Here is a 25,349-nt window from a genome sequence, read left to right as displayed (position 1 = left end):
CCAAGGCTCAGATCTGCAGGTTGCGGATCACCGGTCCGAAAGCCTTGGCCTCCTGCACGGCGTAATCCTTCATCTGCGCAGGCGTGCTGGGCGTTGCGATAAAGCCCTGCTCTGCAAACAACTGCTTGACCGAGGCGCTTTGCAGCGCCTGCAGCGCAGCCTGGTTGAGCTGCCCCACCACCGCTTCCGGCGTGGCTTTGGGCACCGACAAACCCGCCCAACTGCCCGTATCCAGGCCCGTTACACCCAACTCTGACAAGGCCGCAATACCAGGCACGACCTTGGAACGTTCCTTGCTTGTAACGCCCAAGGGAACCACCTTTTTATTCTGAATGAAATTCAGCGCCGGGCCGATGGCGATGATGCCCAGATCGATATTGCCGGCGATCAAATCCGTCATCACATTGGCGCCGCCCTTGTAGGGCACATGCAGAACGTCCAGCCCCAACTGCTGCTTGATCAGCTCGAAAGTCAGGTGCATGGAAGTACCCATGCCAGGCGATCCGTATGAGAGCTTGGCCCCGTTCTTGAGCTTGGTCTGCAGTTGCGCGAAAGTCGTGATACCGCTGCGGGGCGAAGCCATGATCACGTGTGGCGCAATGCTCAGCCGCGATACCGGCTGCAAATCATTGAGCGGATCGTAGTCGAGCGATTTATACATGTCGCCCGCCGTAGCCAGATTGCCGCCATACAACAGCAGCGTCTGGCCATCGGGCTTGGCTCGCACCACCTTGCTGGCTGCAATGGTTCCGCCAGCGCCGCCAATGTTCTCCACGATGACCGTTTTTCCCATGGCTGCCCCCATGGCCAGCGCTACCGCGCGGCCGATGGTGTCAAACTGCCCGCCGGCAGAAAACGGTACTACCAAAGTCACCGGGCCAGCAGCGGCCTCGCTCCAAACCGGCAAGCCCGTGGCCGCACCCGCTGCCAGCCATTGCAGCAGTTCACGGCGTCGCGGCATGGCGACGCAAGGCGGAAATTCTTTCTCTTGCATGTTGTCTCCTGTAGTCGTGTGGCCAGTGTCGCCTTCAGCATGGCCTGCGGCGATAGCGCAATGGCTCACAGCGATAACCGTGCGGAATGAAGGGCGGCGATAACGCTGCGGCATCGGAATGCCGCATTCGCTTATCGGCGGTTTGCCGGGCCCCTCCTAGGATTGCCGCCATCCGCTGACTGGCGGACATCACTCACCCCAACAGACTCAGGAGACCGCCATGAACCAGGGCCGATTCATCACCCGAAATGCTCGTTACTTTCCCCAGCAAACGGCCATCATTTTCAACGACCAGCGCATGACTTTTGAGCAATTGGATCGCCGCTCAAGCCGACTGGCCAATGCACTGCTCGGCCTGGGATTGAGAAAAGGCGACCGCGTGGCCTTTCAAATGTCGAATCGACCTCAGATTGTCGAAATCGAGATTGCGCTGTACAAGGCCGGCTTGGTCAAAATGCCCTTGAACGCACGCCTGTCGGCCAACGAAGTCATTGACGTGGTCGACAACGGAGGCCCGCAGGTCTTCATCGTGGGCGACTCTCACACCGAACTGGTTCAGTCGGTGATGGACCGCATTGAGGTGCGCCAGTACGTCAGCTGCGGCGCGGGCGTTGCGGGTTGGCTCGACTATGAAGCACTGCTGGAAAAAGCCAGCGACACCAGCCCCGACGTAGAAATGCAAGCCCATGACCTGGCCGTTTTGCACTACACTTCGGGCTCCACGGGCAAGCTCAAAGCCGCCATGCAGACCGTCGGCAATCGCATGTCGCACCTGCGCAAAGTCGGCATGCACCGCATGCGTGTCGGCCCTGGCGACGTGCTCGGCCTGAGTGGCCCGCTGACCCATGCCAGCGGCATGTTCATGCAGCCCTTTCTCTACCAAGGCGGCAGTTTGCTGATCCAGGACCGCTTTGACCCGGACCTGCTGCTGTCGGCCATAGAGCGCTGGCGCGTGAGTTACACCTTCATGGTTCCCACCATGCTCAACCGCCTCACCACGCACCCGGATGTGCACAAATACGATATCAGCAGCCTGAAACAAATCGCCTACGGCGGCGCGCCCATGGCGCCAGCCCGCATCCGCGAAGCCTGGGAAACGCTCGGCCCCGTACTGTCGCAAGGCTACGGCGGCGGCGAGACCACAGGAGGTCTGATTCTGTTTGACACCGCATCCCACGCCCGTGCACTGGCCGAGATTCCCACGCGCCTGGCCAGCTGCGGTCGCCCGATCGGCGAGTCACAGCTCATGGTGGCCGATGCAGATGGCCATCCCGTCAGCGGCGATGCCACCGGTGAAATCCTGGTGCGCGGCCCTGATGTTTTTGCCGGCTACTGGGGCGAGCCCGAGCTGACCGCGCAAGCCTTCAACGAGCAAGGCTGGCTCAAGACCGGCGATCTCGCCAAAGTCGACGAAGAAGGCTATGTCTATATCGTGGACCGCAGCAAGGACATGATCATCTCCGGCGGCTTCAACATCTACCCCACCGAAGTGGAGCAAGCGCTCTACCAGCACCCGGCCGTCTACGAGGCTTGCGTGGTGGGCGTGCCCGATGACACCTGGGGCGAATCCGTCAAAGCCGTCATCGTGCTGCGTCCGGGCCAAAACGCCAGCGACACCGATCTCATCAGCCATTGCAAGAACGCCCTGGCCGATTTCAAAAAGCCGCGCTCGGTCGAGTTCGTCACCGAGCTGCCACGCAACCCCAATGGCAAGCTCTCGCGCAAGCTGGTCCGCGAGCGCTATTGGGCTGGTCGCGAACGCATGGTGGGTTGACGCAGTGCACGCCAGGCAGCCGCGATGCCTGGCGGCAGGCTCGTAGAGGGGGGAGCCTTCATCCGCAAAAGCACACATAAAAAAGAGGCCCCGCGAAAGGCCTCAATCCCTTGGATTCTGTGCGCCAGGCATGCGCACGCCATGCGTTGTCTCTGGCCTGCAGCCAGTGCTTAGAAGCTGTGGCGGATACCAACCGTCAAAGCGTTCTGGTTCTTGCCTGCTGCCGGAGCCGTCAAGCTGATACCGGCTGCTGTCAGCATGAAGCGCTCTTGCTTCTGGTTCTTCATGAAAGCATAGGTACCGTAGACGGCGGTGCGCTTAGAGAGGTGGTGCACATAGCCAAGCGACAACTGGTGGGCCTTGCCATCGGCGCTGTTGTTGTCGTAGTAGTTATAGCCAACGCGCGCCTCGCCCGTCCCCATGGGCACCGTAGCGCCCAAATGGGCTGTGTTGAACTTGACCGAGCTGCCGTCTTCTGCCTTGTTGCGCTGTTGGCGCAGCAGGCCGGAGAGCTTGAAGCTGCCCCAGTTGTAGGCAAGACCCACGCCATAAGCGCGCGTGTTATCGAGTACGACCGTCTGCGCTCCAGATGCATAAGCCGCATCAGACCACTGCTCCGCTGCCACTGTGGCACTCAAAGGCCCGCTGTCATAGGCCAGCGAGCCGCCCACATAGCGGTTTTGCGATGCCTTGCCGGCCACTTCGCCAAAACCGTAATCCAGCGAAGCCTTGAACCCGGAGAGGCTGGGCGAGATGTAGGTAAGCATGTTGGAGGCACGCACCACGGCCACCGGCGCGTTGTACCAAGTCTGGTTCTGGCCGATGCCTACCTGACCAAACACATCGTAGCGGCTCAGGTCCTCATAGGCACGGGTGAACGCACGACCCGCACGCAGCTCACCAAAGCCACCGATCAGGCTCAAGGTGGAGCGGCGTTTGAAATCGAAGGCGCCGCCGGCCAACCCGGCCCCACTGTCATTGTTGAAGCCCCCTTCCAGCCAGAAGCCGGCCTTGAGCCCGCCGCCCAGGTCTTCCATGCCCCGAAAACCGATGCGGCTGGTGAGGTTGCCGCTATTGCTCATGCCGTAGATGGCATCGCTGCCGCTGGCCTTGGAATAGGTCAACCCCGCGTCCACAATGCCGAACAAGGTCACTGAAGACTGTGCAAATGCGGCGCCAGTAGCAGAAACCGCGATGCTGAGTGCGAGAAATTTCTTCATGTCATCAAACTCCTGAAAAACAACCGTTGGATGAAAGCGAATGAACAGCCCACTGAAAACCGGCCGCCTTCGATAGCGCGACCACAAACCAGCCAAACTGCGGACGTGACAACCCCTTGCTTGTGGCAACACCATGCGCTGCACAAACAAATCGCTTGAAAAAGAGATGCGCCGGTGATGGCCAAACAGCCATCACGCCAACGCGCTGGGCATCACTGCAGCTGGCAGACCTCGTCGAATTCCAACCTCGGCAGCCGGGCAAACAGCTTGCTGCTGTCGCCATAGCCCAGGCAGCACAGAAAATTGGTCCGCACCGTTGTGCCTGCCCAGAAAGTGGCATCCACGCCGGCCGCATCAAAGCCGGACAGTGGGCCGCAGTCCAGGCCAAGCCCACGGGCTGCCAGCATCAGATAAGCCGCCTGCAGACTGGCATTGCGAAATGCCGTCTCCTGCGTGTGCTCGGCGTTTTGCGGGTCTTCAAACCGTTTGCCGAACTCCGGGTTGTGCGCAAACAAGCGTGGCAGAGCGCGGTAGAACTGCTGGTCGTAGCCCAAAATGGCAGTGACTGGCGCTTGCCGCACCTTGTCAATATTTCCCTGCGCCAGCCAGGGCAACAGGCGCTCACGCGCTTCGCCGGTCCGCACGAAAATCAGCCGCATGGGGCAGCTGTTGCCCGAGCTGGGGCCCCAGCGACACAGTTCATAGATGGCTCGCAGCTGCTCGTCTGTGACCGGACGATCGAGCCAGCCGTTGTGCGAGCGGGCCTGGCGAAACAGCGTATCAAGCGCTTGTTGATCCAGCATGGTTCTGGCCCTCAGGCTTGCGCAGCAATGCGCTCTACCACGCCCGCCAGCTTCTGCCGCACCGGCTCAGGCAGGGCTGCGATCGGCGCCCGTGTGGGCCCAGCACTGCGTCCCACCAAGTGCATTGCCTCCTTGATGACCACCGGGAAAGATCCCCAAGCCCAGGCAGCACGCAGCGGTGCGAAGATGTTGGAAATACGCAGCGCCTCTTCCTGCTGATCGGCTCGCAAAGCCTCGTACATGCGAACCATCAGCTCAGGGAAGACGTTGGCGGCGGGCGAAATAGTGCCTTGTGCGCCATGGCGCATCATGGCCAACGCAATCGTGTCCCGGCCGGAGAAAAGCAATGCAGGTCTCGGCGCCAGCAATTGGTATTCGATGGACTGGGTCAGATCACCACTCGAGTCCTTCATGCCTACGATGTTCGGCGCACGCTGCATGCATTCAGCCAGGGTGGCTGCCGTCACATTGACCGAAGTACGTGGCGGGTTGTTGTACAGCATCACCGGTGCACGGCTGGCTCGCGCCACTTCACAGAAGTGCTCGATCAGCTCGCTTTGCGTGGGTTGCACAAAGTAAGGCGTAATGACCAGCGCCAGGTCACAACCCATGGCATCTGCCGCCCGCGTCAGCTCCACCGCCTGCCGCGTTGTAGCACCGCCGGTACCGGCATACAGCGGCACGCGGCCGTTGATGGCATCCATGGAGATTTCGAGCAGGCGAATATGCTCCTGGTACGACAAGGCGAAGAATTCACCTTGACTGCCAGCTACCGAGATGCCGTGCACACCGGCGGCAATGTACTCTTCGATGAGCGAACGCACCCGGCCTTCATCCAACGCGAAATCGGCGGTGAAGGGCGTGGCCATGGCCGGCACCACGCCGTGAAATTTGTCTAGATTCATTCTGGTTCTCTTTTCACAGAGCCTGTTTATTCCACGCCCATCAGCTGGCCCAGTTGCACCACATATTGGCCAAAGCGGGCTTGCTCCTTGGTCAGTCGCGGGTCACGCGGACGCGGCAGATCGATGCTTATTTCTTCAATGATCTTTCCCGGCCGCTCCGACATCACCAGCACCCGGTCCGACAACAGCACCGCCTCGGCAATGCTGTGCGTGATCAGCACCACGGTCTGGCGCATTTCCTGCCAGATGCGCAGCAACTCCACGTTGAGCTGGTCCCGGGTCAAGGCATCGAGTGCGCCGAAAGGCTCGTCGAGCAAGAGCACCTTGGGCCGGGTGATCAGAATCTGGCCTAACGCAGCCCGCTGACGCATCCCCCCAGAGAGCTGGTGCGGGTAGCTTTTGCGGAATTTCTCCAGCTTCAAAATCGGCAGCAGGTGGTTGATGCGCTCGTCGATCTCTCGGCTGGGCATGCGCCGTACTTCAGCCGCCAAACGCATGTTCTGCTCAACCGTTTCCCAAGGCAGCATGTTGTGGGTTTGGAAGACCACGCCCACATCGTCGCTGACACCCGCGCTGCTGCGCCCGAGGATTTGCAGATGCCCGCCCGCGTCCGACGGGTAGAGCCCGGCGATCACGCGCAGCAAGGTGCTTTTTCCGCAGCCGCTCGGGCCGAGGATGGACACGAACTCGCCACGCGCTATTTGAAAGTCCACCTGGTCGAGCGCCAGCACACCGGCGCCAAAGCTCTTGCTGACCTGGCGGGCTTCAATCGCAACCGCGTCTGCGGGCGCCGCCGCTGGATGGAGTGCACCCATGACGGCCGGTTTCACTTTTTCGCCCCTACCCAGCCGCCTTCGGAGATGTCGAAGACCACGCCGTGCTGGTCACGGAACTTCATCTCGTAATACAGGCTTTTCTTGTCGTGCGGGAGGTCCATGAAGAAGGTGCCGCCGTGCGCTTCGATGCGCTTGCGCTGTTCTTCCAGGTCATCGCACCAGAAGCCGAAGTGGTGCGTGCCTACCCAGTCCTTACCACGCTCCAGCCCCGCCGCCTCGTCGGTTTTGTAGTTCAGCAGTGCCAGGCAGACCGTACCGTCGGACAGATAAACGCCATCGGCAATCGGGGAATGGGTGGGCTCGATGATGGTCATGTCGAACACCTTGCTGTAGAACTCGGCAGCCGCCTGAGGATCGGGTACAGCAAGCGCGATGTGACGAAGTTTGGCCATGGTGATGTCTCCTGATAAGTAATGAAAATCAATGAAAAATAGAAAATGCGAAGCGAGAAATGGCAGCTTGCAAAGCTGGTGCCTGGCTCACAGGCCGCGCCACCACACGCGCTTGGCCGCCAGTTCCACCAAGGCATAAAGTGCCCCGGCCATGATGGAAATAACGAACAGCGCTGCAAAGAGATAGTCCGTGCGGGCATTGGCATTGGCTTCCAAAATCACATGGCCCAGGCCATGTTCCGAGCCAACGAACTCGCCCACGATGGCGCCGATCACGGCCAGCGGCATGGCGGCGCGGCATCCGTCCATGATGGAAGGCAGGGCTGCGGGCACCAACAGTTTTTTAAAGGTCATTGCGGGCGAGGCGCCGATGGCTTTGAAGTGCTCGATCAGATGCGCTGGCGTACCGGCGAGGCCACCCAAGGTCGCTACCGTCACCGGAAAGAAGGCGAACAAGAAAGCCATCAGCACCTTGGAGGTATCGCCGTAACCAAACCAGATGACCATCAGCGGAGCCAGCGCGATCTTCGGCAGCCCTTGAAAAATGACTACCAGCGGGTACAAGGTGCGCCGTACCAGAGGCACCGCGTAGATCACCAGACCCAGCAGCACGCCGCCGACCACGGCGAGCGCAAAGCCGCCCAGCACTTCTTTGATGGTGACCCAGGATTCGCTGAGCAAGGTGGCCCGGTTGCTCCACATGCTCTCGATCACCTGGCTCAAAGGCGGCAGCAGATATGGCTTGATGGAAAACCAGTTGACCGATTGCTGCCACAGCACCGCGAGCACCACGACGAGAACCAGAGGATCGACCCATTGCCGCCACGCGCGGACAGCAGATACGTTTGCATGCATTGTTTGTCTCCAAGAATGGGGTTGCAGCGCCCTGCTTTTATGGTGTCTTGCACGCTGGCCCCAGGTGTTTTTGCTTGAGCTGAAAGCTCACTGCGCCGGGCCCCATTTGGGCGGCGGCACCACGAACTTCTCAAACTCCCACTGGTCAAAAGCTTTGAGATCGTTCTCCCAGACACGGGCCTGGTACGGCGCCTGCTCCGTCACCTGCACCATGTCGGCATAGAACTCGCAGTAATTGCCATCGGGGTCCTTGAACACCAGGAACAGGTTTTCTCCCGGACCATGCTTGCCGATACCGCGCACGATCTCGACACCGTGCTCTTGCAGAAATTCGGCAGCCTCCTCAATCTCGGCCAGTGATCCGAGCTTGTAGGCAAAGTGTTCAAGCCCAGGACGCGGCGGTTGGTAGGTGTCCGTCAACAAGGGGCTGTCCGCTGGAATCTGCGCCAGGCCGAGGTCGTGGTGGTCGTTGGAACAGCGCAGAAACGCCATCTGGTCAGCGATATAGTCGGACACGGTCAGCCCTACTATCTCGGTATAAAAGCGCACCGAAGCGCTCAGGTCGCGGACGTTGAGCACCAGATGCCCAATCCGTTGTGGTTGTGGTCGTCGAGCCATGCTTCGCACTCCTTCGCTCAGGGCTTGAGCAGTGCGTCGCTATAGACGTCCTGCGGTTTGATCTTGCCTTTGAGATCGAAGGCGCTGTCGATGAACTGCACCGTCTTGGCCATGCGGTCTTCGCGCAGGTAGCCCAGCCCTTTGTCACGCACCTGGGTGTCCACGATCAAGTCGTTGATGTCCTTGATCTGGTTGAGCGCCACCGTGCGGTCGGTTGTCGGGAAAGCTTTGACGATCAGGTCCGCAGCCTTGTCCGGGTTGGCCATGGCATAGTCGTAGCCGCGGTAAGACGCCTTGAGGAACTTGCTCAATGCAGCCGGACGCTTGCTGATAGTGTCGTCGCTCACCGCAAAACCGCTGCCGTAGGCGTCCAGGCCAAAGTCGCTGTACTCGATCCAGCCCAGTTTGACGCCGGCATCATCGGCCTGCTTTTGCGTCACCACGCGGTTGCTGGCGCGCCAGCACTCTGCCAAGTCAATCTTGCCTTCGATCAGCGACGCATCGACGACCGCCGGGTCCATGCGCATCAGGCGGACATTGTTCTTGGGCAAGCCATTGCGTTCCATCCAGACGGGCAAGATGTTGTGCACCACCGAGCCGGAGCCGCCACCCAGCAACAAGCCTTTCATGTCCGCCGGGGTCTTGGGCGAATGGCGCTTGGTGTCAAAGCAGATCCCTGCTGGCCAGCGCGTATTGATGGCACCGATCAGCCGCACCTTGCCGCCATTAGCGCGGTTGAGCATGACACTGACCGGGTCGATATAGCCGATATCAAACTGGCCTTGGTCGACCTCGTTCGCAGTGCGATTGCCACCGTAACCACGGACGATGCTGACCTCCAGATCCAGCTCTTTAAAGTAGCCAAGCTGCTGCGCCACGATGACGCCTACCGAGCTGCCTTGGGGCAACCAGGCCATGTTGTAGCTCAGCTTTTCTACCGCCATGGCGCATTGCGCGCTCATGACCAGGGCGTACAAACCCATGGCCTTGGTCACCTTGGCCGCCGCTTTGGCGGTGTGCCTCCATTGAAATCGCATGTTGTCTCCTTGCTCTTGGAATGGGCGCAGCTCGCGGCTGCACCTCTTTCTGGCCATGCCCGGCTATTGCGGGCTTGGGCTGCAAGCCCAGTGATCAGGCAGCTTGCGCCATCGATTCAGCACGCACCTGGTTGCGCAACTCGCCAATGCCGCCAATGGAGGCCACCATGCTGTCGCCATCCTTGAGGAAAATGCCGCGCCCCATGCCCACGCCCGTGGGCGTGCCGGTAGCGATCACATCACCGGGCTCCAGCGTGACAATGGTCGAGAGGTAGGCGATCTGCTCACGCACCGACCAGATCATGGTGGCCGCGCTGTCTTCCTGCATGGTTTGGCCATTGACATCCAGGCGCATGTGCACCGCCTGCGGATCTGGAATCTGCGCAGCAGGCACCAGCCAAGGCCCAAAAGGAGCAAAGGTGTCGTGGCACTTGCCCTGGAACCAGTCGTGCTTGAACGGGTAGTCGCTGCGCAGGTTCAGATCACGCGCGGTCACATCATTGAGGATGGTGTAGAAGGCCACCGAATCGAGCGCATCTTCCACACTGACGCGGCGGCAGCGCTTGCCGATGACGGCGGCCAGCTCCACTTCCCAATCCAGCTTTTCCGTCTCTGGCGGCATCTGCACGGTACCGCCTGGCGCCAACACGGTGTTCGACAGCTTCAGGAACATGTATGGCTTGCTCTCCGCTTTGGCAGCCAGCACCGTCCCCATCTCGTTGGCGTGCTTGGCGTAGTTCGATGCCGCGCAGAACATGCGTTGCGGCACATACGGTGACTGCAAGCGCTCCAGCCCGCTCGCCACGGGCTGCACCTTGCCAGCAGCTACCAGCGCATGTGCCTGGGCCGAAACCCCTTCCAACCAAGCCTGGCCCTGCTTGCCGTCTTTGACGATGGCCTCGACCCCGCCACTCAGGTAAGCGGCCGGAACTGCGCCCAAACCCGCTTGCTGCAATTGCTGCAAGTCATACAGCTGCTGCTCCACCACCAGTGCGGTCGTATTGCCTTGGGGGCCTGCGTAAGTAGCCAATGCGATCCATGCCATGTCTTGTCTCCTGGATTGATATGCAAATGAATGTGTCGAGCGGATTGTGAATGCTTTTTTTAAAAATTGCACTCAATTTATTAAAAAAGAGTCCAATGAAGGGAAAACACTGATCTAGAAAGCCCGGATTGGCCGTCCGTTGCCCCGTGATCCAACGCTGCTCTGGCGTCGAAGTGGGCCATCCTGCAACAGCACAATGCGTTGATATCAAATGTTTTTATAGAACTATCGAGAGCAACAGCCCCTCAGCCCCAGAAAAATTGACTCGCTTCGGTCGGCTTCCTGCACAGCCAAGCCACTGTCACCATAAAATGCATGCAAAAATGTTTTTTTGCGCACATTGAGTGCACCCTCTCTTTTCGTCGCAGGTAACACCATGACCAGCCCAGCAGGCAAGACGCTGTCCCAGACCATCTCCGAACAATTGGCCGAAGAAATCGTCATGCACAAATTCCAGCCCGGCGAACGTCTGGATGAGCAGTCCATTGCGACCCGGTTCAATGTTTCGCGCAGCCCCGTGCGCGATGCCCTGCAACACCTGGCCTCCACCAAGCTGGTGGAATACCAGCCGCGTCGCGGCTTCTCTGTATCTGCTGTGGACTCTGCAGCACTCAGTGGCCTGTTCGAGGCGGCTGGCGAGATAGAAGCGCTCTGCGCCAAGCTCTGCGCACTGCGTGCGGCGCTCTCGGAGCAAAAGCACATTGAATATTTGCACCTGCAAGCCATGGAGGCCAAGAACCAGGGGGATGCCAAGGCCTACGCGCATTTCAATGAAGAGTTCCACTCCAGCATTTATGCGGGCGCGCACAATCGCACGCTCGAAGAGATGGCCAAGACGCTGCGCCAGCGCTTGGCACCATTCCGCTCGCGGGTTTTCTTCGTCGCCGAAAACCGCTTGGCCAACTCCAACGATGAGCACAGCAAGATCGTGGAAGCCATCCTGGCGCGCGACGGGGCCGCCGCAGCCAGCGCCATGAGCGAGCACGCCGCCAACTCCACCATGAATGCCTTGCAACACCTGCGGGACAAGCAGGCATGAGCCCCGTCAGATGGGCGGCGTGGCAAGTGCTTTAGCAAGAGCCAATGCCACGGTCACTGGCCGAATTGCCTGACCCGAAGCAACAATCGACAAGCAAGCGCAGCAAGCCCTACGCAGCGCCAGCACCTTTGCGCTGCTCCGCATCCCCCTGAGCCGCTGCACTCACATAGCGGCCGTTCCAGCCCACCAGGCGCAAGGCCATGTGCGTCATCTCCGCGCAAAGCTCGTCGATCGACAGCTTGCCTTTGGGCTGGTACCAGCGGTGTGTCCACTGGATCAGGCCGCTGATGGCAAAGGCGCTGATCTTGGCGTTGTGCACGTCAAACACGCCGGCCTCCATGCCCTTGCTGATCAGCCGCGTCACCAGCGCATCAAAGCTGTGGTACTGGCGGCGAATGTCGGCGATCTTTTCCGCGCTCAGGCTCTTTTCCTCTTGCAAAAGAATGGCCGAGAAAGTGCTCAGCTCCACCTTCTTGCGCGTGTAGATGTCGATGAAAAACTCAAAGCGCCGCACCGGGTCTTCGTCTTCGATTTGTTCGCACTGGCTCACGGCCTCGTACAAGCCGGCGAACACCTTGTCGAACAAGCGCTCGAGCAGCTCGTGCTTGGATTTGAAGCGTTTGTAGATGAAGGGCTTGGTCACGCCAATCGATGCCGCAATCTCGTCCAGCGTCGCATTGCTGAAACCGCGTTGGTAAAACGCCTCGGCGGCGGCATTGATGATCAAAGCGTCCTTGTATTCCTGGAGCTGAAGTTTGGCATCGGCGTTGCTGGTATCGGTCGGTGGAAGCTGCACTGCTGAATCTCTCCTTGAAGGCGGATGCCGGCCCATTTTGCGCGCCGTGGCAGGCCCGGCATCTGCGCGCACTGCCGCCAGCATACGTGATAGCGCAGCGCTTTTCAGCCATGCGACAGCATGCGTACATTCCCCAATAGTACCGAAAGATACTGGCCAGTATCTTTGCCTTTCTGATGCCGGGCAGCCAGGTTCTGCGCCTGCACGGCCGGCGGCACCGCAACCCCTTTTGCAGGAGAGCACATGTTGGACGAACAGTTGAGCTACCAGGTGGTGGACTTTGGCAAACCCTTGCAATTGGCGCGCCGCGCCATCGAGCCGCCACAGGGCGCCGAGGTGGTGGTGCGCATCAGCGCCTGCGGCGTTTGCCACAGCGATCTGCACATGGCCGAAGGCTTTTTCGACCTGGGCGATGGCAAACACTTCGGCCTGGAAAAAGTGCTCAAACCTCCGCGCACGCTGGGCCACGAAATCGTGGGCACCGTGGTCGCCCAAGGCCCAGATGCAGCGGGCGAGCTAGGCCGCTCAGCCATCGTCTTTCCCTGGATTGGCTGCGGCCAGTGTGCGCTCTGCGCCCGTGGCGACGAACACTTGTGCGCCCGCCCCGAAAGCCTGGGCACCACGCGCGACGGCGGCTTCAGCACCCATGTGCGGGTGCCGCACCCCAAATACCTGGTCGACCACAGCGGTATCGATGCCGCCTTTGCCGCCACCTTGGCCTGCTCGGGGCTGACCGCTTATTCCGCGCTGAAGAAAGTGCCCAAAGCCACCGAGCAAGCACCTGTCGTCATCATCGGCGCAGGTGGCGTGGGCTTGGCGGCCGTGGCGCTGGCCAAAGCCTTGCATGGCCTGGGCCCGATTGTGGTGGACATCGACCCGGCCAAACGCCAGGCCGCGCTGGACGCAGGCGCCAGCCGCGTAGTCGACCCGAGCGAGCCCGACGCCGCCAAAACCCTGGCGCGCTCCAGCACCGAAGGCATTGCCGCCGTGCTCGATTTTGTGGGCTCCACCCGCACTTTTGAGTTCGCCAACGCGGTGGTCGGCAAGGGCGGCAAGATCATCATCGTCGGCCTCTTCGGCGGCAGCGCCACGCTTCAACTGCCTTTGATTCCCATGCGCTCCATCTCCATTGGCGGCTCCTACGTCGGCTCGCTGGCCGAGCTGCGAGAGCTGGTGGCCCTGGCGCAAAAAGGCGTGCTGCCCGCGCTGCCACTCAGCTCACGCAAGCTGAGCGAAGTGCAGAACGTGCTCGACGAACTGCGGGCCGGCAAGGTCACGGGCCGCGCCATTTTGCAGCACTGATGCAGCACTGAAAGCGAAAGGATTCTGCGATGAACTACCAAGTCCAACTGCTGATCGACGGCACCTGGCGCGACGCCCAAGGCGGCGCCTGGCTCGACATCGTCAACCCGGCCGACGAAAGCGTGATCGGCCGCGTAGCCAAAGCCGGTGTGGCTGATCTGGACGAGGCCCTGGCCTCTTCCAAAAACGGCTTTGCCACCTGGCGCAAAACCTCGGTCATGGAGCGCTCTGCCTACTTGCGCAAGGCTGCCGCTTTGGTGCGCGAGCGGGCCGAAGAGATTGCGCAAATGCTGGTGCACGAGCAAGGCAAGCGCCTGGTGGAGGCGCGCATCGAGCTCTCCGGCGCCAGCGAAGTGCTGGAATGGTTTGCCGAAGAAGCGCGCCGCGTCTACGGCGGCATGATCCCGCCGCGCTCGCCTGATTTGCGCCAGTACGTGCAGTACGAGCCGGTAGGCCCGGTGGCGGCCTTCACGCCGTGGAACTTTCCCATCAACCAGGCCGTGCGCAAGATTGCGGCCGCGCTGGCAGCGGGCTGCTCCATCCTCGTCAAAGGCTCGGAAGAAACGCCGGTCGCCTTGGCCCGTTTTGTCGAAGTGCTGGTCGAGGCCGGCCTGCCGCCCGGTGTACTCAATCTGGTCTATGGCGTGCCGGCAGAGATTTCGCAGCACCTGATTGCCTCGCCCACCATCCGCAAAATCTCGTTCACCGGCTCCACCGCTGTTGGCAAGCTGCTGAGCGCGCAAGCCGGTGCCGAGATGAAGCGCGTCTCCATGGAGCTGGGCGGCCACGCGCCCGCCATCATTTGCGACGATGCCGATCTGGCGCGCACGCTCAAGCTGCTGGGCGTGCAAAAGTTCTGGAACGCGGGCCAGGCCTGCATCTCGCCATCGCGCTTTCTCGTGCAAGCGCCTCTGTATGACGAAGCAATCAGCGCTTTCCAGCGCATTGCCGAGAGCTACACACTGGGCAACGGCCTCGAAAAAACCACCCGCATGGGGCCGCTGGCCAACCCGCGCCGCGTGGCCGCCATGCAAGCCCTGGTGGACGATGCCGTCGCCCAAGGTGCGCGCATTGTGACCGGCGGCGTGGCACCACAAGGCAAGGGCTACTTCTACCCTGCCACCGTGCTGGCAGATGTGCCGCGCACGGCGCGCATCTTCAACGAAGAGCCCTTCGGCCCGATTGCCGCATTTGCCCGCTTCGAGAGCGACGAGCAAGCCATTGAAGAAGCCAACCGCCTGCCCTGGGGCCTGGCAGCGTATGTGTTTACCGGCTCGGCGCAACGCGGCGAAAAGCTCAAGAACGAGATCGAAAGCGGCCTCGTCGGCATCAACTCCATCGCCATGGGTTACCCGGAGCAGCCGTTCGGCGGCGTCAAAGATTCGGGCTATGCCAGCGAAGGCGGTGCCGATGCGCTGGAGTTCTACCTGAGCACCAAGTTCGTCAGCCAGACGATCTGAGTGCTGGGCCCGGCTGGCCAGCCAGCCGGGCACCACCGAGTCCCGCCCAAGCCAAAGGAAATTCATGCACAAGGTGTTGATCGCCAACCGGGGAGAAATTGCGGTACGCATAGCGCGCACGGCCGCCGACCTCGGCATCCAGACCGTTGCGATCTATTCCAGCGACGATGCCGCGTCCCAGCACCGGCAAGTGGCCGACAGCGCCCGCGCGCTCGGTGCCGAAGGCGCCAAGGCCTACCTAGACATGGCGCATCTGCTGGAGATTGCACGCCAGGAAGAATGCGATGCCATCCACCCCGGCTACGGCTTTTTGAGCGAGAACGCAGCCTTTGCCAACGCTTGCAGCGCAGCCGGCATACACTTCATCGGGCCATCGGCGCAGGTGTTGGAAACCTTTGGCGACAAGGGCCAGGCCAAAGCCTTGGCGCTGCGCGAGCAAGTGCCCGTGGCACAGGGCACACAAAGCGCCACCAGCTTGCAAGAGGCGGCAGCGTTCATGCAGCGCGTGGGCGGCCCGGTCATGCTCAAAGCGGTGGCGGGCGGCGGCGGGCGCGGCATGCGGGCTGTCATGCAGCCCAGCGAGCTGGCCGCAGCGTTTGAGCGCTGCAGCTCCGAAGCCTTGACTGCTTTTGGCAGAGGCGACGTGTATGTAGAGCAGTTCATCAGCGGTGCCCGCCATATCGAAGTGCAGATTGTGGGCGACGGCAGCGGCGCTGTGCAGCACCTGTTCGAGCGCGATTGCACGCTGCAGCGCCGCCACCAGAAACTGCTGGAGATTGCGCCCAGCCCCTTCCTCAGCGCCGAGCTGCGCGAGCGCATGACGGCAGACGCCTGCCGCCTCGCCGCCGCCCTGCACTACCGTGGCCTGGGCACGGTAGAGTTTTTGCTGGACGGCCACAGCGGCAAATACATCTTTATCGAATGCAATCCTCGGTTGCAGGTGGAACACACCATTACCGAAGCCATCACCGGTTTGGATCTGGTAGCACTGCAATTTGCACTGGCCGATGGCGCCAGCCTGCAAGCGCTGGGGCTGGACCAGGCCCGGCCGCTGCCAACGCAGTTTGCGCTGCAGGCACGCGTCAACATGGAAAGCATGCAGCCCGATGCGCAGGCCTTCCCGGCCGGTGGCACGCTGACGCGTTTTGAGCCGCCTACCGGCCCGGGCGTGCGGGTCGACACCTTTGGCTACACCGGCTACGAAACCACGGGCAACTTCGACTCGCTGCTCGCCAAAGTGGTGGTGAGCGGCCCTGCCAGCTTTGCTGCCTTGTGCGCCAAGGCGGACCGCGCTCTGGCGGCCTTTCGCATCCAAGGCGTGGAGACCAACCTCGACTACCTGCGCGCTTTGCTGCAAGACTCGCGGGTCTTGCACGGCGACATCGACACCACCTATGTCGAACGCAACGCGGCAGCGCTGCATGCAAAAGCTACCGCCTTGGCCGCAGAACGCAGCCAGCAAGAAGCCAACCACAGCAGCAGCCAAAACCCAAGCGCTGCCAGCGCCGAACCCGACATTCCCAACGGCGCCCATGCCGTGCGTGCGCCCATGCGCGGCCACCTTATTTTCTTGGAAAGCGACGCGCAAACGATACAGCCCAACGGCGCCGCCGTAGCCGTGCTGGAAGCCATGAAGCTGGAGCACAGCGTCAGCCTGGAGCACGGCGGCCGCTTTGTGGGCCGCACGGCGCTGACCGGCGAAGTGGTGGCAGCCGGCAGCTTGCTGGGCTGGGTGCTGCCCGACGCATCGGCCGACGCTTTGGCAGCCGAGCAACAGCTGGCCGATCTGGACCATATCCGTGCCGATTTGGCCGGCGTGCTGCAAAGGCAGAACGGCTTGCTCGATGCCGCCCGCCCCGAAGCCGTAGCCAAGCGCAAGCGCCTCGGCAAAAACACCGCCCGCGAGAACCTGGAGCAATTGCTCGACGCCGGCAGCTTTGTCGAATACGGCGGCCTCACCTTGGCCATGCAACGCAGCCGCCGCAGCGAAGAAGAGCTGATCCGCCTGAGCCCGGCCGATGGCACCTTGACCGGCCTGGGCATGGTCAACGGCCAGCAGTTTGGCTCCGAGCAAGCGCGCTGCGCCGTGATGGCTTACGACTACACCGTGTTCGCCGGCACCCAGGGCTTCATGGCGCACCGCAAGATGGACCGCATCGTCCACACCAGCGAACGCCTGAGCGTGCCCTTCATCCTGTTTGCCGAAGGCGGTGGCGGCCGCCCGGGCGATACCGACTATGTAGGCGTCTCTGGCCTGGAATTCAGCACCTTCACGCACATGGCGCGGCTCTCGGGCAAGGTGCCCACGGTCGGCATTGTCTCGGGCCGCTGCTTTGCCGGCAATGCCGCCTTGCTGGGCTGCTGCGATGTCATCATCGCCACCCAGGATGCCAGCATTGGCATGGCCGGCCCGGCCATGATCGAAGGCGGTGGCCTGGGCGTGGTCACGCCCGAAGAAGTGGGACCGGTGAGCGTGCAAACCCGGAACGGCGTCATCGACCTGCTGGCCCGCGACGAAAGCCACGCCATCGAACTCGCCAAAACCTACCTGGCCTTTGTGCAAGGCGCACTGCCGCCCGGCCCGGCGCAAGACCAGCGCCAACTGCGCGCCATGGTGCCGGAGAACCGCGTCAAAGGTTACGACATTCGCCAGCTGCTGCGCACCCTGTTCGACAGCGACAGCTTTCTGGAGCTGCGCGAGAAATTCGGCCGCAGCGTGGTCACCGGCTTTGCGCGGCTCGAAGGCCAACCGGTGGGCGTTATCGCCAACGACGGCAGCCACCTGGGCGGCGCGCTCGACTCCAACAGCGCCGACAAAATTTCGCGCTTTCTGGAGCTGTGCGACAACTACGGCCTGCCCGTGGTCTCGCTGTGCGACACGCCCGGCTTCATGGTGGGGCCGGAGAGCGAAAAGACCGCTGCCGTGCGGCACTTTGCGCGCATCTTCGTCACCGCCAGCCACATCAAGGTGCCGGTGCTGGCCGTGGTCTTGCGCAAGGCCTACGGGCTGGGCGCGCAAGCCATGCTGGGCGGCAACCTGTTCGAGCCGATTGCCACCGTGGCCTGGCCCACCGGCGAGCTCGGGCCAATGGGCATTGACGGCTCGGTGCGCCTGGCCTACCGGCGCGAGCTGGAAGCGCTGCAAGACCCGGCCGAGAAAGAAGCCTTCTTCAAAGCCAAGACCGATGAAATCTATGCCCAGGGCAAGGCCTTGAACGTGGCCAGCTACAACGAGATCGACGACGTGATCGACCCGGCGCACACGCGGCAATGGCTGATCAGCATGCTGGCCAGCCTGCCGCAGGCGGCCACCGGGCGGCCGGCCTCTGGCGTATCGCCGTGGTAGCGAGCCAAGACCTGCACTGACAAAAAGCGAACCAGAACCAAGGAGACACCATGACCCGTATCGCTTACCGGCAGCAAGAAAAACCTCTCCACGAATACCTGCGCCAGCACGCGCGCACGCAGCCCGACAAGCCCGCCTACATCTGGTACGGCACCAGCATCAGCTACCGCCAGCTCGACGAGCTGAGCGACACCTTCGCCCACCAGCTGCAAGCCCTGGGCGTTGGCAAAGGCGACCGGGTGGCGCTGTTCCTGCAGAATTGCCCGCAGTACGTGATTGCGCACCTGGGCATTCAGAAGCTGGGCGCCGTGGTTGGCCCTTGCAGCCCTTTGTTCAAGGGCCATGAGCTGGAATACCAGCTCTCCGACCTGGGCGCCAAAGTCATCGTGGCGGCCGATGTGCTGTACGACATCGTGCAGGCCGCGCGCCCCAAGAGCGCCATCGAACATGTGTTTCTGACGCACTACGCCGACCTTCTGCCCGAGCAGCCCACGCTCAACGTGCCCGACGAAATCCGCACGCCCAAGCTGCACATTGCCGGCACCACCGATTTCATGGAATGCCTCGCCAAGCCCTTGCCCGCGCCCGATGTCGGCCCGCTCGACATGGACGATGTAGCCTTGATGACCTACACCTCAGGCACCACCGGCTTGCCCAAGGGCGCCATGCTCACTTACCGCAACGCCTTGTTCAAAGCCCATGCGGCGGCTGACAACAACCCGATTCTGAGCGACGACACCATGCTCGCGGTGGCGCCGCTCAACCACATTGCCGGCATGCTGATCGGCTTGAACGTCACGCTCTACACCGGCATCAGCTGCGTGTTGCTGTACCGCTTCGATCCCGTGCAAGTGCTGCAGGCGCTGCAGCGCTACCGCATCACCTGGTGGTACAGCGTGGCCAGCATGAACGCGGCAGTGATGCAGGTAGAGAACGCCCGCGATTACGACCTCACCGCCCTGCGCATCAACCCCAGCACCAGCTTTGGCGTCACCATCAACGAAGCGCTGGCCCAGCAATGGCGCCAGTTCGCACCCAACTGCCAGCTGTTTGAGGTGACCTACGGCATGTCCGAAACCCACACCTGGGACACGACCATGCCGGTCAACGCCATCAAATGGGGCGCGCACGGCATACCGGTAGCCGGCGTCGACATCCGCGTGATCGACGGCGTGACGCAAGAGGACATGCCTCCCGGCCAGGTGGGCGAGCTGATCGTGCGCAGCCCCGGCAACTTCAAAGGCTATTGGAACAAGCCCGAGGCCACGGCCAGCACGCTCAAGGACGGTTGGGTCCACACCGGCGACATGGCCAAGCTCGACGCCGACGGCTACATGACCTTCTGCGGCCGCTTCAAGGAGATGATCAAGGTCTCGGGCTACAGCGTCTTCCCCGAAGAGGTGGAATCCATCATGGTGAAACACCCTTCTGTGGCGCAAGTGGCGGTGATCGGCATCGAAGACGCGCAAAAAGGCCAGGCGGTGAAAGCCGTCGTCATTCCGCGCAAAGGCGCGCCCGCCATCAGCGCCCAGGAGCTGATCGACTGGTGCCGCGAGCAAATGTCGGTCTACAAAGCGCCCAAGGAAATCGAGTTCCGCGATGCCCTGCCGACCACCGGCACCGGCAAGGTGTTGCGCCGCTTGCTCAAGGATGCGCCGAAAGAGAAATCCGCATGAGCGAGCAACACCCACACCACGCGATCTACAGCCACCGGGCCAAAGCACAGGCCCGGCGGCGCTGGCGCTCGCGCAACCGCCCGCTGGGTTTCTGTTAGCAAACATGGGCACTGTGTTTTGACGAAGGTTGGTAGAAGTTTCGGTCCGATTCTTAATCTATTCCAGGAGACATTCCATGAAGACTGCAAAGACTCGCCTCAGCATGCTGATCGCCAGCCTGGGCCTTGCCGCCGGTGCGCAAGCCCAGGGTATTTCCGACAATGCCGTCAAGATCGGCGTCATCAGCGACACCTCCAGCGCCTATGCCGACATTGGCGGCAAAGGCACCATCGCCGCCGCCAACATGGCGATCCAGGATTTTGGTGGCAAGGTGCTGGGCAAACCGATCGAGCTGCTCTCGGTCGACCACCAGAACAAGGCCGACATTGCCGCCACCCGCGCTCGTGAGTGGTTCGACCGCGAAAGCGTCGACATGGTCATCGGCCTGGGCAACACCGCCGTGCACAACGCGGTGGCCACCGTCACCAAAGAAAAGAACAAGGTGCTGATCAACACCGAAGCTGCCTCCAGCGCCATCACCGGCGAAAACTGCGCGGCCAACATCGTCCACTACACCTACGACACCTACGCCACCACCAACAGCACGGTCAAGGCCATCATCGACAACGGCGGCAAATCCTGGTTCGTGGTGGCGGTGGATTACGCCTTTGGCCAGGCGCTCACCAACGACATCACCAACTCGGTCACCAAAGACGGCGGCAAGGTGATCGGCACCGTCAAACACCCGCTCAATGCGCCGGATTTCTCGTCCTTCATGCTCACGGCCCAATCGTCCAAGGCCGAGGTAATTGCGCTGGCCAATGCGGTCAACGACACCATCAACTCCATCAAGAGCGCACGCCAGTTCGGCATCACCGACAAGCAAAAAGTGGCTGCCACCTTGATGTTCATCTCAGACGTGCACGCGCTCGGCCTGAACACCGCACAAGGCATGTATGCCACCACCGCCTTCTACTGGGACCGCACGCCCGAGAGCCGCGCCTGGTCGCAAAAGTACTACAAGGTCATGAACAAGATGCCCACCATGGCGCAAGCCGGCACCTACTCGGCCGTCATGCACTACCTCAAGGCGATTGAGGCAGCCGGCACCGACGAAACCAACGCCGTGATGGCAGCGATGAAGAAAAACCCCATCAAGGACTTCTTCGCCGACGACGGCAAGATCCGCGAAGACGGCCGCATGGTGCACGACATGTACCTGGTACAGGTCAAAAAACCCAGCGAATCCAAGGCGCCCTGGGACTACTACAAGATCATCTCCACCATCCCCGGCGACCAGGCTTTCCGCCCGCTGTCCGAAGGCAAGTGCCCGCTGGTCAAATCCTGATCGCAGCTTAGGAATTTCAGCCGTGCACGTCCTTAGCGGCGTGCGCGGCATTTTTTGTTCATCACGGTGCTTTCAAGCTAACGCTATTGGCATTCCGCGCACAATTCCACGCAGGCTGTTGGCTGTTTGGCTGCACCCCCTTTCAGCCAGCGCCTGCGGTCGCAGCAAATGCCGGCGGTTTGGCTGCCGCAGGACAGCCAAACTTCGTGCTCTGACTTGCGGCAGCTGTTTGAACGGAGCGCCTTGGCGCGGAGAGAGTTTTGCCGCACGCCGGCATTTGCTGTGGCCGCAGGTTGCCCCGAAAGATTCGCTACGCGAAGCTTTCGGGGACGCTGGATGTGGGGCAGATTTTTCGCCTCCCTTTTTGGCTGGGCAAAAAGGGGGGTCGCCTGCCGGGGCGAGACCCGGCCAGCTGCCGCAAGCATTGCCAGCCACACCGAAGTGACAACCAGCCTGCCACTACTGCGCAAAACGCAGACCCCCCCGCTGTGGGCAAAGACGCCAACAACGCTTTAACGCCGTCTTAACAAGACGGCTCCCAATCTCAACACGCACTTGATGGCGCTTTTCCTACATTGCAGACTTCTCCACTACCGGCTTGGCTACCAAGCCCGTCTCCATGAAGCCTGTCGCCCTCCTCCAGCACGAAGCCGCCCAAGGCCCGGGCGTGCTGCTTGAGCATCTGCAACAACAAGATATTGCCTACCAATTGATCTCGCCTTGCGCAGACAACAGCGCGCCCATCAATGCGCGCGATTACCGCGGCATCATCGTGCTCGGCAGCAACCACTGCGCCAACGAGCAGCTGCGCTGGATCGAGCAAGAGCGCTGCCTTTTGCAACACGCGCTGGCTTGCGATGTACCGGTGCTGGGCCACTGCTTTGGTGCACAAATGCTGGCCCGTGCCATAGGTGCGCGCGTGTGGCGCAACCCTTGCGCCAATATTGGCTGGAGCCGCGTCTGGGTCACGCCGCATGCGCAAGCGCGCATGGATTTGCCGGCGCAGGCCATGCTTTTCCATTGGCATTACGACACGTTTGAGATTCCGCGCGGCGCCACACGCAGCATGTACGGCAGCCATTGTTTGAACAAAGGCTTTGTGCATGGCAAACACTGGGCTTTTCAAGGCCATCTGGAAGTGACCGAGGCCAGCGTGCGCGCCTGGTGCGAAGAAGGCGCTGCCGAGCTGCGCCAGGTCAGCGGCCCGGCCACCCAAAGCCGCGCCCAGATTCTGGAGCTCTTACCCACGCATTTGCCGCAGCTGCGCCAACTGGCACTGCGCAGCTACGCGGCCTGGACGGCGCAGTTGCAGCAAGCGCGCTTGTTTGCCGCGGCGCGTTGACCGGCTAAAACCCGCTGCGGTTTATGTCGTCTGCCCGGCCAGCAGATCGAACTCCAGCTTGACGAACTTGGTGGGGAACTCCAGCCGGGCAAAGTAGATCAGCCTTTGGCCGTCGCAGGCAAAACGGCGCACTTCGGCCACGCTGTCACCCACTTGCAGGTTCAGCGCGCGGGCAGATTCAAAGCCCGCGCCGTTGATGCTGATCTTCTGCCGGGCCTGGCTGATCACCAAGCCCGGAATGCGCGCCAACACCGAGGCAGCGGCAGACTTTTTGAAGGCCGATTTGTGTTTTTTGAACAGGTCTTCGGCCAGGTAGACATCGCTGAAGCAGACCGGCACGCCATCGCGCACATGCAAGCGGCGCAGGTGGCGGTAGCTCGGGGCGAACTCACCGCTGTATTGCATGCCCAGCTCCGGCAGCGGCGCCAGCACGCCTTCACCATCAAAAATGGCTTCGGTGCCCAGCAGATCGCTCAGCGCCACCGTCTCTTGCCAGTTTGATGGAATCTGCAGCTCTGCCACGCTGGGTATCTTGGCCTCGACAAAGGTGCCAATGCCGCGGCCCCGGCGGATATAGCCTTCTGCCTCCAAAATGCCGATCGCGTTGCGGATGGTCATGCGCGCCACCTGGTAGCGCTCCATCAGCTCTTCGAGCGAAGGAATCTGGCTGCCCGCTCCCCATTGGCCTTGTTCGATATGGCGCTTGAACTCAGCTGCCAACTGCAGATAAATAGGCTGCTTGCTGCGCGACAACACCTCGGCAGCAGGAGCGTGGGCAGTGGCAAGGGATTCGGGAGATACGGCCATATCGGTCCATCGGAAAACAACCATTCCAGCAGCCCGGCCCGGCAGGTGCAGCGGCTTCTGGCAGAAACCACTCAAACGCCGGGCCAGCGCCGGGCTGGAATGCAGGTTCAGGGTGAGGCCTGGAGCAACTCCTGGGCCATGGCTCGCAACAAGTGCTTTTGCACCTTGTTCGAGTTGGCGCTTTGCACCATGGGGAAAGACTCGACAAAGGCCACGCGCTCGGGCACCTTGAACTTCGCCATGGCAGCGGCGCAAGCGGCAATGATAGCGGCTTCATCCAGCGCCGCAGCCGGCTCGCCAATCACAAAAGCCACCGGCACCGTTTTGCCCCGCAACTCGCCGCCCACCACCTGCACGGCCTGCACGCCCGGCAGCGCTTCGATGAACTGCTCAATCTCCAGCGGGTTGACCAAAAATCCGCCCAGGCGCAGGTGTTCGCCGTCGCGCCCCTGGAAGACAAAGCAGCGCTCGTTGAGCGTATAGCCCAGGTCGCCAGTGCGAAAGTAGCCGTCGGCGGACACTGCGGCTCGCGTGGCATCGGGCTGGTCCAGGTATTCGGACATCAGGCTGGGCGCTTTGATCTCTATCTGCCCCACCTGGCCGTGCGGCAACACCGCGCCGGTCTCTTTGTCGATGGCTCGCACCCGGCCTTCGGGCGCGGCAATCGTGCCGCCAGCGGCGCGGCGGTACTGCCATTCGGTATCCAATGTATGGCCGGCCACCAACGCCTGCAGCTCGCTCGACCCGTACAGCCCGGCCAGCGGAATGCCGGCCTGCAAAGCACGCTCGGGCAGATCGTCCATCGACGGTGCAAAGCTGGCAAAACCTACATAGCGTAGCGATGGAAAAGGCTGGCTCTGGCCCGGCACCTCGCGCAGCAAAAGCTGGATCAGCTCGTTGTTCGCAAAGGTGTGGCTCACACCCATTTGCTGGATCTGCTGCACCGTCTTGGCAGCCTCAAACACTGGCAGCGAGGCAAAACTTGCCCCCACCACCAAACCACTGAGCAAGGTAGAAAAGCCAAACGCTCCGCACAGCGGCGCAGCCAGCAAGACCACGCTGTTCTCGTCCACACCATAAGCGCTGGCCGCTATGCGCCCGTGGCGCAACAAGCCGGCCTGGCGGTGCAGCACCAGCTTGGGCGCTGAGGTGGTGCCCGAGGTGGTGTAGACCAAGGCACCGTCTTGCGCCTGGCCCAGCGCTTGCTCTGGCGTTGCTGGCCCAGGCTTTGGCGTGCTTGCATAAGGCACAAGAGCGATGGCAGGCAGTTCCTTGCCCAGCAAAGCTTGCAACGCCTGGCAATCGCCCACGCCAACAATGCCTTGCAAGCCGCCAAGCACTGCCGGGTCGATCTGCTGGAGGATGTCGACAAACGGCAGCCCCTTGAAGCCCGGCCACATCACCAGCCAGCGGCAGCGGCCGCGTTGCAGCAGCTGCCCTACTTCGTGCTCGCGAAAGCGCGTGTTCACGGCCACCACCGTCATGCCCAGGCGCGCGCTGGCCAAAAAGCTCACCAGCCATTCAATGCAGTTGGGCATCCACAAAGCCAGGCGGTCGCCGCGCTGAGCGCCTTGTTGCTGCAGCACGCTGGCCAGGCGCTCTACCTCCTGGGCCAGCTCACCATAGCTGATGCTGCGCGCATCGTCTTGCAAAGCCAGCTTGTGGGGCCGCTCTTGCGCGTGTTGCGCCAGCAGCGCACGAAAGTTCGTTTCCAT

Annotated in this window: 21 protein-coding genes; 8 read left to right on the top strand and 13 right to left on the bottom strand. The window is 61.8% G+C overall.

The genetic code is table 11. The features are described 5' to 3' along the window. Positions 1-7: 7 nt before the first annotated feature. On the bottom strand, positions 8-994 hold the full coding sequence (locus ACFIQF_RS12260; protein ID WP_393943170.1) for a Bug family tripartite tricarboxylate transporter substrate binding protein: 987 nt from the start codon (positions 992-994) through the stop codon (positions 8-10). 220 nt (positions 995-1,214) lie between these two features. Between ACFIQF_RS12260 and ACFIQF_RS12255 the strand changes: the two genes are divergently transcribed. After that, entirely contained in the window at positions 1,215-2,768 is a 1,554-nt protein-coding gene (locus ACFIQF_RS12255; RefSeq protein ID WP_393943168.1) for an AMP-binding protein, read from the top strand. Positions 2,769-2,938: 170 nt separating this feature from the next. On the opposite strand, the gene ACFIQF_RS12250 is transcribed toward ACFIQF_RS12255, so the two are convergent. From ACFIQF_RS12250 to ACFIQF_RS12210, 9 genes are all read right to left on the bottom strand, one after another. Next, the gene (locus ACFIQF_RS12250) at positions 2,939-3,988 is read right to left on the bottom strand and encodes a porin (protein ID WP_393943166.1); all 1,050 of its coding nucleotides are present in this window, start codon (positions 3,986-3,988) and stop codon (positions 2,939-2,941) included. 212 nt (positions 3,989-4,200) lie between these two features. Further along, positions 4,201-4,791 carry a malonic semialdehyde reductase gene (locus ACFIQF_RS12245; RefSeq protein ID WP_393943165.1) on the bottom strand — a complete coding sequence of 197 codons (591 nt, stop codon included), beginning with the start codon at positions 4,789-4,791 and terminating at the stop codon, positions 4,201-4,203. 11 nt (positions 4,792-4,802) lie between these two features. Next, a complete protein-coding gene (gene dapA / locus ACFIQF_RS12240; protein WP_393943163.1) occupies positions 4,803-5,696 on the bottom strand; it encodes a 4-hydroxy-tetrahydrodipicolinate synthase in 894 nt (297 codons plus the stop codon). A 26-nt stretch (positions 5,697-5,722) separates the two neighbouring features. Beyond that, on the bottom strand, positions 5,723-6,511 hold the full coding sequence (locus ACFIQF_RS12235; protein WP_393943162.1) for an ABC transporter ATP-binding protein: 789 nt from the start codon (positions 6,509-6,511) through the stop codon (positions 5,723-5,725). 11 nt (positions 6,512-6,522) lie between these two features. Beyond that, positions 6,523-6,924, bottom strand: coding sequence for a VOC family protein (locus tag ACFIQF_RS12230; RefSeq protein ID WP_393943160.1), 402 nt, complete (start codon positions 6,922-6,924; stop codon positions 6,523-6,525). An 87-nt stretch (positions 6,925-7,011) separates the two neighbouring features. After that, positions 7,012-7,779, bottom strand: coding sequence for an ABC transporter permease (locus tag ACFIQF_RS12225; protein WP_393943158.1), 768 nt, complete (start codon positions 7,777-7,779; stop codon positions 7,012-7,014). 87 nt (positions 7,780-7,866) lie between these two features. Beyond that, the gene (locus tag ACFIQF_RS12220; RefSeq protein ID WP_393943156.1) at positions 7,867-8,397 is read right to left on the bottom strand and encodes a VOC family protein; all 531 of its coding nucleotides are present in this window, start codon (positions 8,395-8,397) and stop codon (positions 7,867-7,869) included. Between the two features lie 17 nt (positions 8,398-8,414). After that, entirely contained in the window at positions 8,415-9,434 is a 1,020-nt protein-coding gene (locus ACFIQF_RS12215; RefSeq protein ID WP_393943154.1) for an ABC transporter substrate-binding protein, read from the bottom strand. Between the two features lie 94 nt (positions 9,435-9,528). After that, positions 9,529-10,479 carry a fumarylacetoacetate hydrolase family protein gene (locus ACFIQF_RS12210; protein ID WP_393943152.1) on the bottom strand — a complete coding sequence of 317 codons (951 nt, stop codon included), beginning with the start codon at positions 10,477-10,479 and terminating at the stop codon, positions 9,529-9,531. Positions 10,480-10,855: 376 nt separating this feature from the next. Between ACFIQF_RS12210 and ACFIQF_RS12205 the strand changes: the two genes are divergently transcribed. Then, on the top strand, positions 10,856-11,518 hold the full coding sequence (locus tag ACFIQF_RS12205) for a GntR family transcriptional regulator (protein ID WP_393943151.1): 663 nt from the start codon (positions 10,856-10,858) through the stop codon (positions 11,516-11,518). A gap of 109 nt (positions 11,519-11,627) precedes the next feature. Here ACFIQF_RS12205 and ACFIQF_RS12200 read toward each other — a convergent pair whose 3' ends face one another. Beyond that, a complete protein-coding gene (locus ACFIQF_RS12200) occupies positions 11,628-12,314 on the bottom strand; it encodes a TetR/AcrR family transcriptional regulator (RefSeq protein WP_393943149.1) in 687 nt (228 codons plus the stop codon). Positions 12,315-12,557: 243 nt separating this feature from the next. Here ACFIQF_RS12200 and ACFIQF_RS12195 point away from each other — a divergent pair, with 243 nt between their 5' ends. The 6 genes from ACFIQF_RS12195 to ACFIQF_RS12170 all read left to right on the top strand — a co-directional run bounded on the left by ACFIQF_RS12195 (position 12,558) and on the right by ACFIQF_RS12170 (position 22,827). Continuing rightward, entirely contained in the window at positions 12,558-13,616 is a 1,059-nt protein-coding gene (locus ACFIQF_RS12195; RefSeq protein WP_393943147.1) for an alcohol dehydrogenase, read from the top strand. A gap of 29 nt (positions 13,617-13,645) precedes the next feature. Then, entirely contained in the window at positions 13,646-15,076 is a 1,431-nt protein-coding gene (locus ACFIQF_RS12190; RefSeq protein ID WP_393943145.1) for an NAD-dependent succinate-semialdehyde dehydrogenase, read from the top strand. 64 nt (positions 15,077-15,140) lie between these two features. After that, positions 15,141-18,422 carry an acetyl-CoA carboxylase family protein gene (locus ACFIQF_RS12185; RefSeq protein ID WP_393943143.1) on the top strand — a complete coding sequence of 1,094 codons (3,282 nt, stop codon included), beginning with the start codon at positions 15,141-15,143 and terminating at the stop codon, positions 18,420-18,422. Positions 18,423-18,472: 50 nt separating this feature from the next. Beyond that, positions 18,473-20,098, top strand: a complete 1,626-nt coding sequence (locus tag ACFIQF_RS12180; protein ID WP_393943141.1) for an AMP-binding protein — start codon at positions 18,473-18,475, stop codon at positions 20,096-20,098. 175 nt (positions 20,099-20,273) lie between these two features. Further along, positions 20,274-21,485 carry an ABC transporter substrate-binding protein gene (locus tag ACFIQF_RS12175; protein ID WP_393943139.1) on the top strand — a complete coding sequence of 404 codons (1,212 nt, stop codon included), beginning with the start codon at positions 20,274-20,276 and terminating at the stop codon, positions 21,483-21,485. A 619-nt stretch (positions 21,486-22,104) separates the two neighbouring features. Continuing rightward, entirely contained in the window at positions 22,105-22,827 is a 723-nt protein-coding gene (locus tag ACFIQF_RS12170) for a type 1 glutamine amidotransferase (protein WP_393943137.1), read from the top strand. Positions 22,828-22,848: 21 nt separating this feature from the next. Here the strand turns inward: ACFIQF_RS12170 and ACFIQF_RS12165 are convergent, their stop codons facing one another. Together ACFIQF_RS12165 and ACFIQF_RS12160 are read right to left on the bottom strand one after the other, a co-directional pair. After that, on the bottom strand, positions 22,849-23,634 hold the full coding sequence (locus ACFIQF_RS12165) for a GntR family transcriptional regulator (RefSeq protein WP_393943135.1): 786 nt from the start codon (positions 23,632-23,634) through the stop codon (positions 22,849-22,851). Between the two features lie 107 nt (positions 23,635-23,741). Further along, positions 23,742-25,349 carry an AMP-binding protein gene (locus tag ACFIQF_RS12160; protein WP_393943134.1) on the bottom strand — a complete coding sequence of 536 codons (1,608 nt, stop codon included), beginning with the start codon at positions 25,347-25,349 and terminating at the stop codon, positions 23,742-23,744.

This window comes from Comamonas trifloxystrobinivorans (assembly GCF_043359985.1).
Classification (GTDB): Bacteria; Pseudomonadota; Gammaproteobacteria; order Burkholderiales; family Burkholderiaceae_C; genus Comamonas; species Comamonas trifloxystrobinivorans.
Note: the sequence above shows the minus strand (reverse complement) of the source record. Positions and strands in the feature narration are given on the sequence as shown.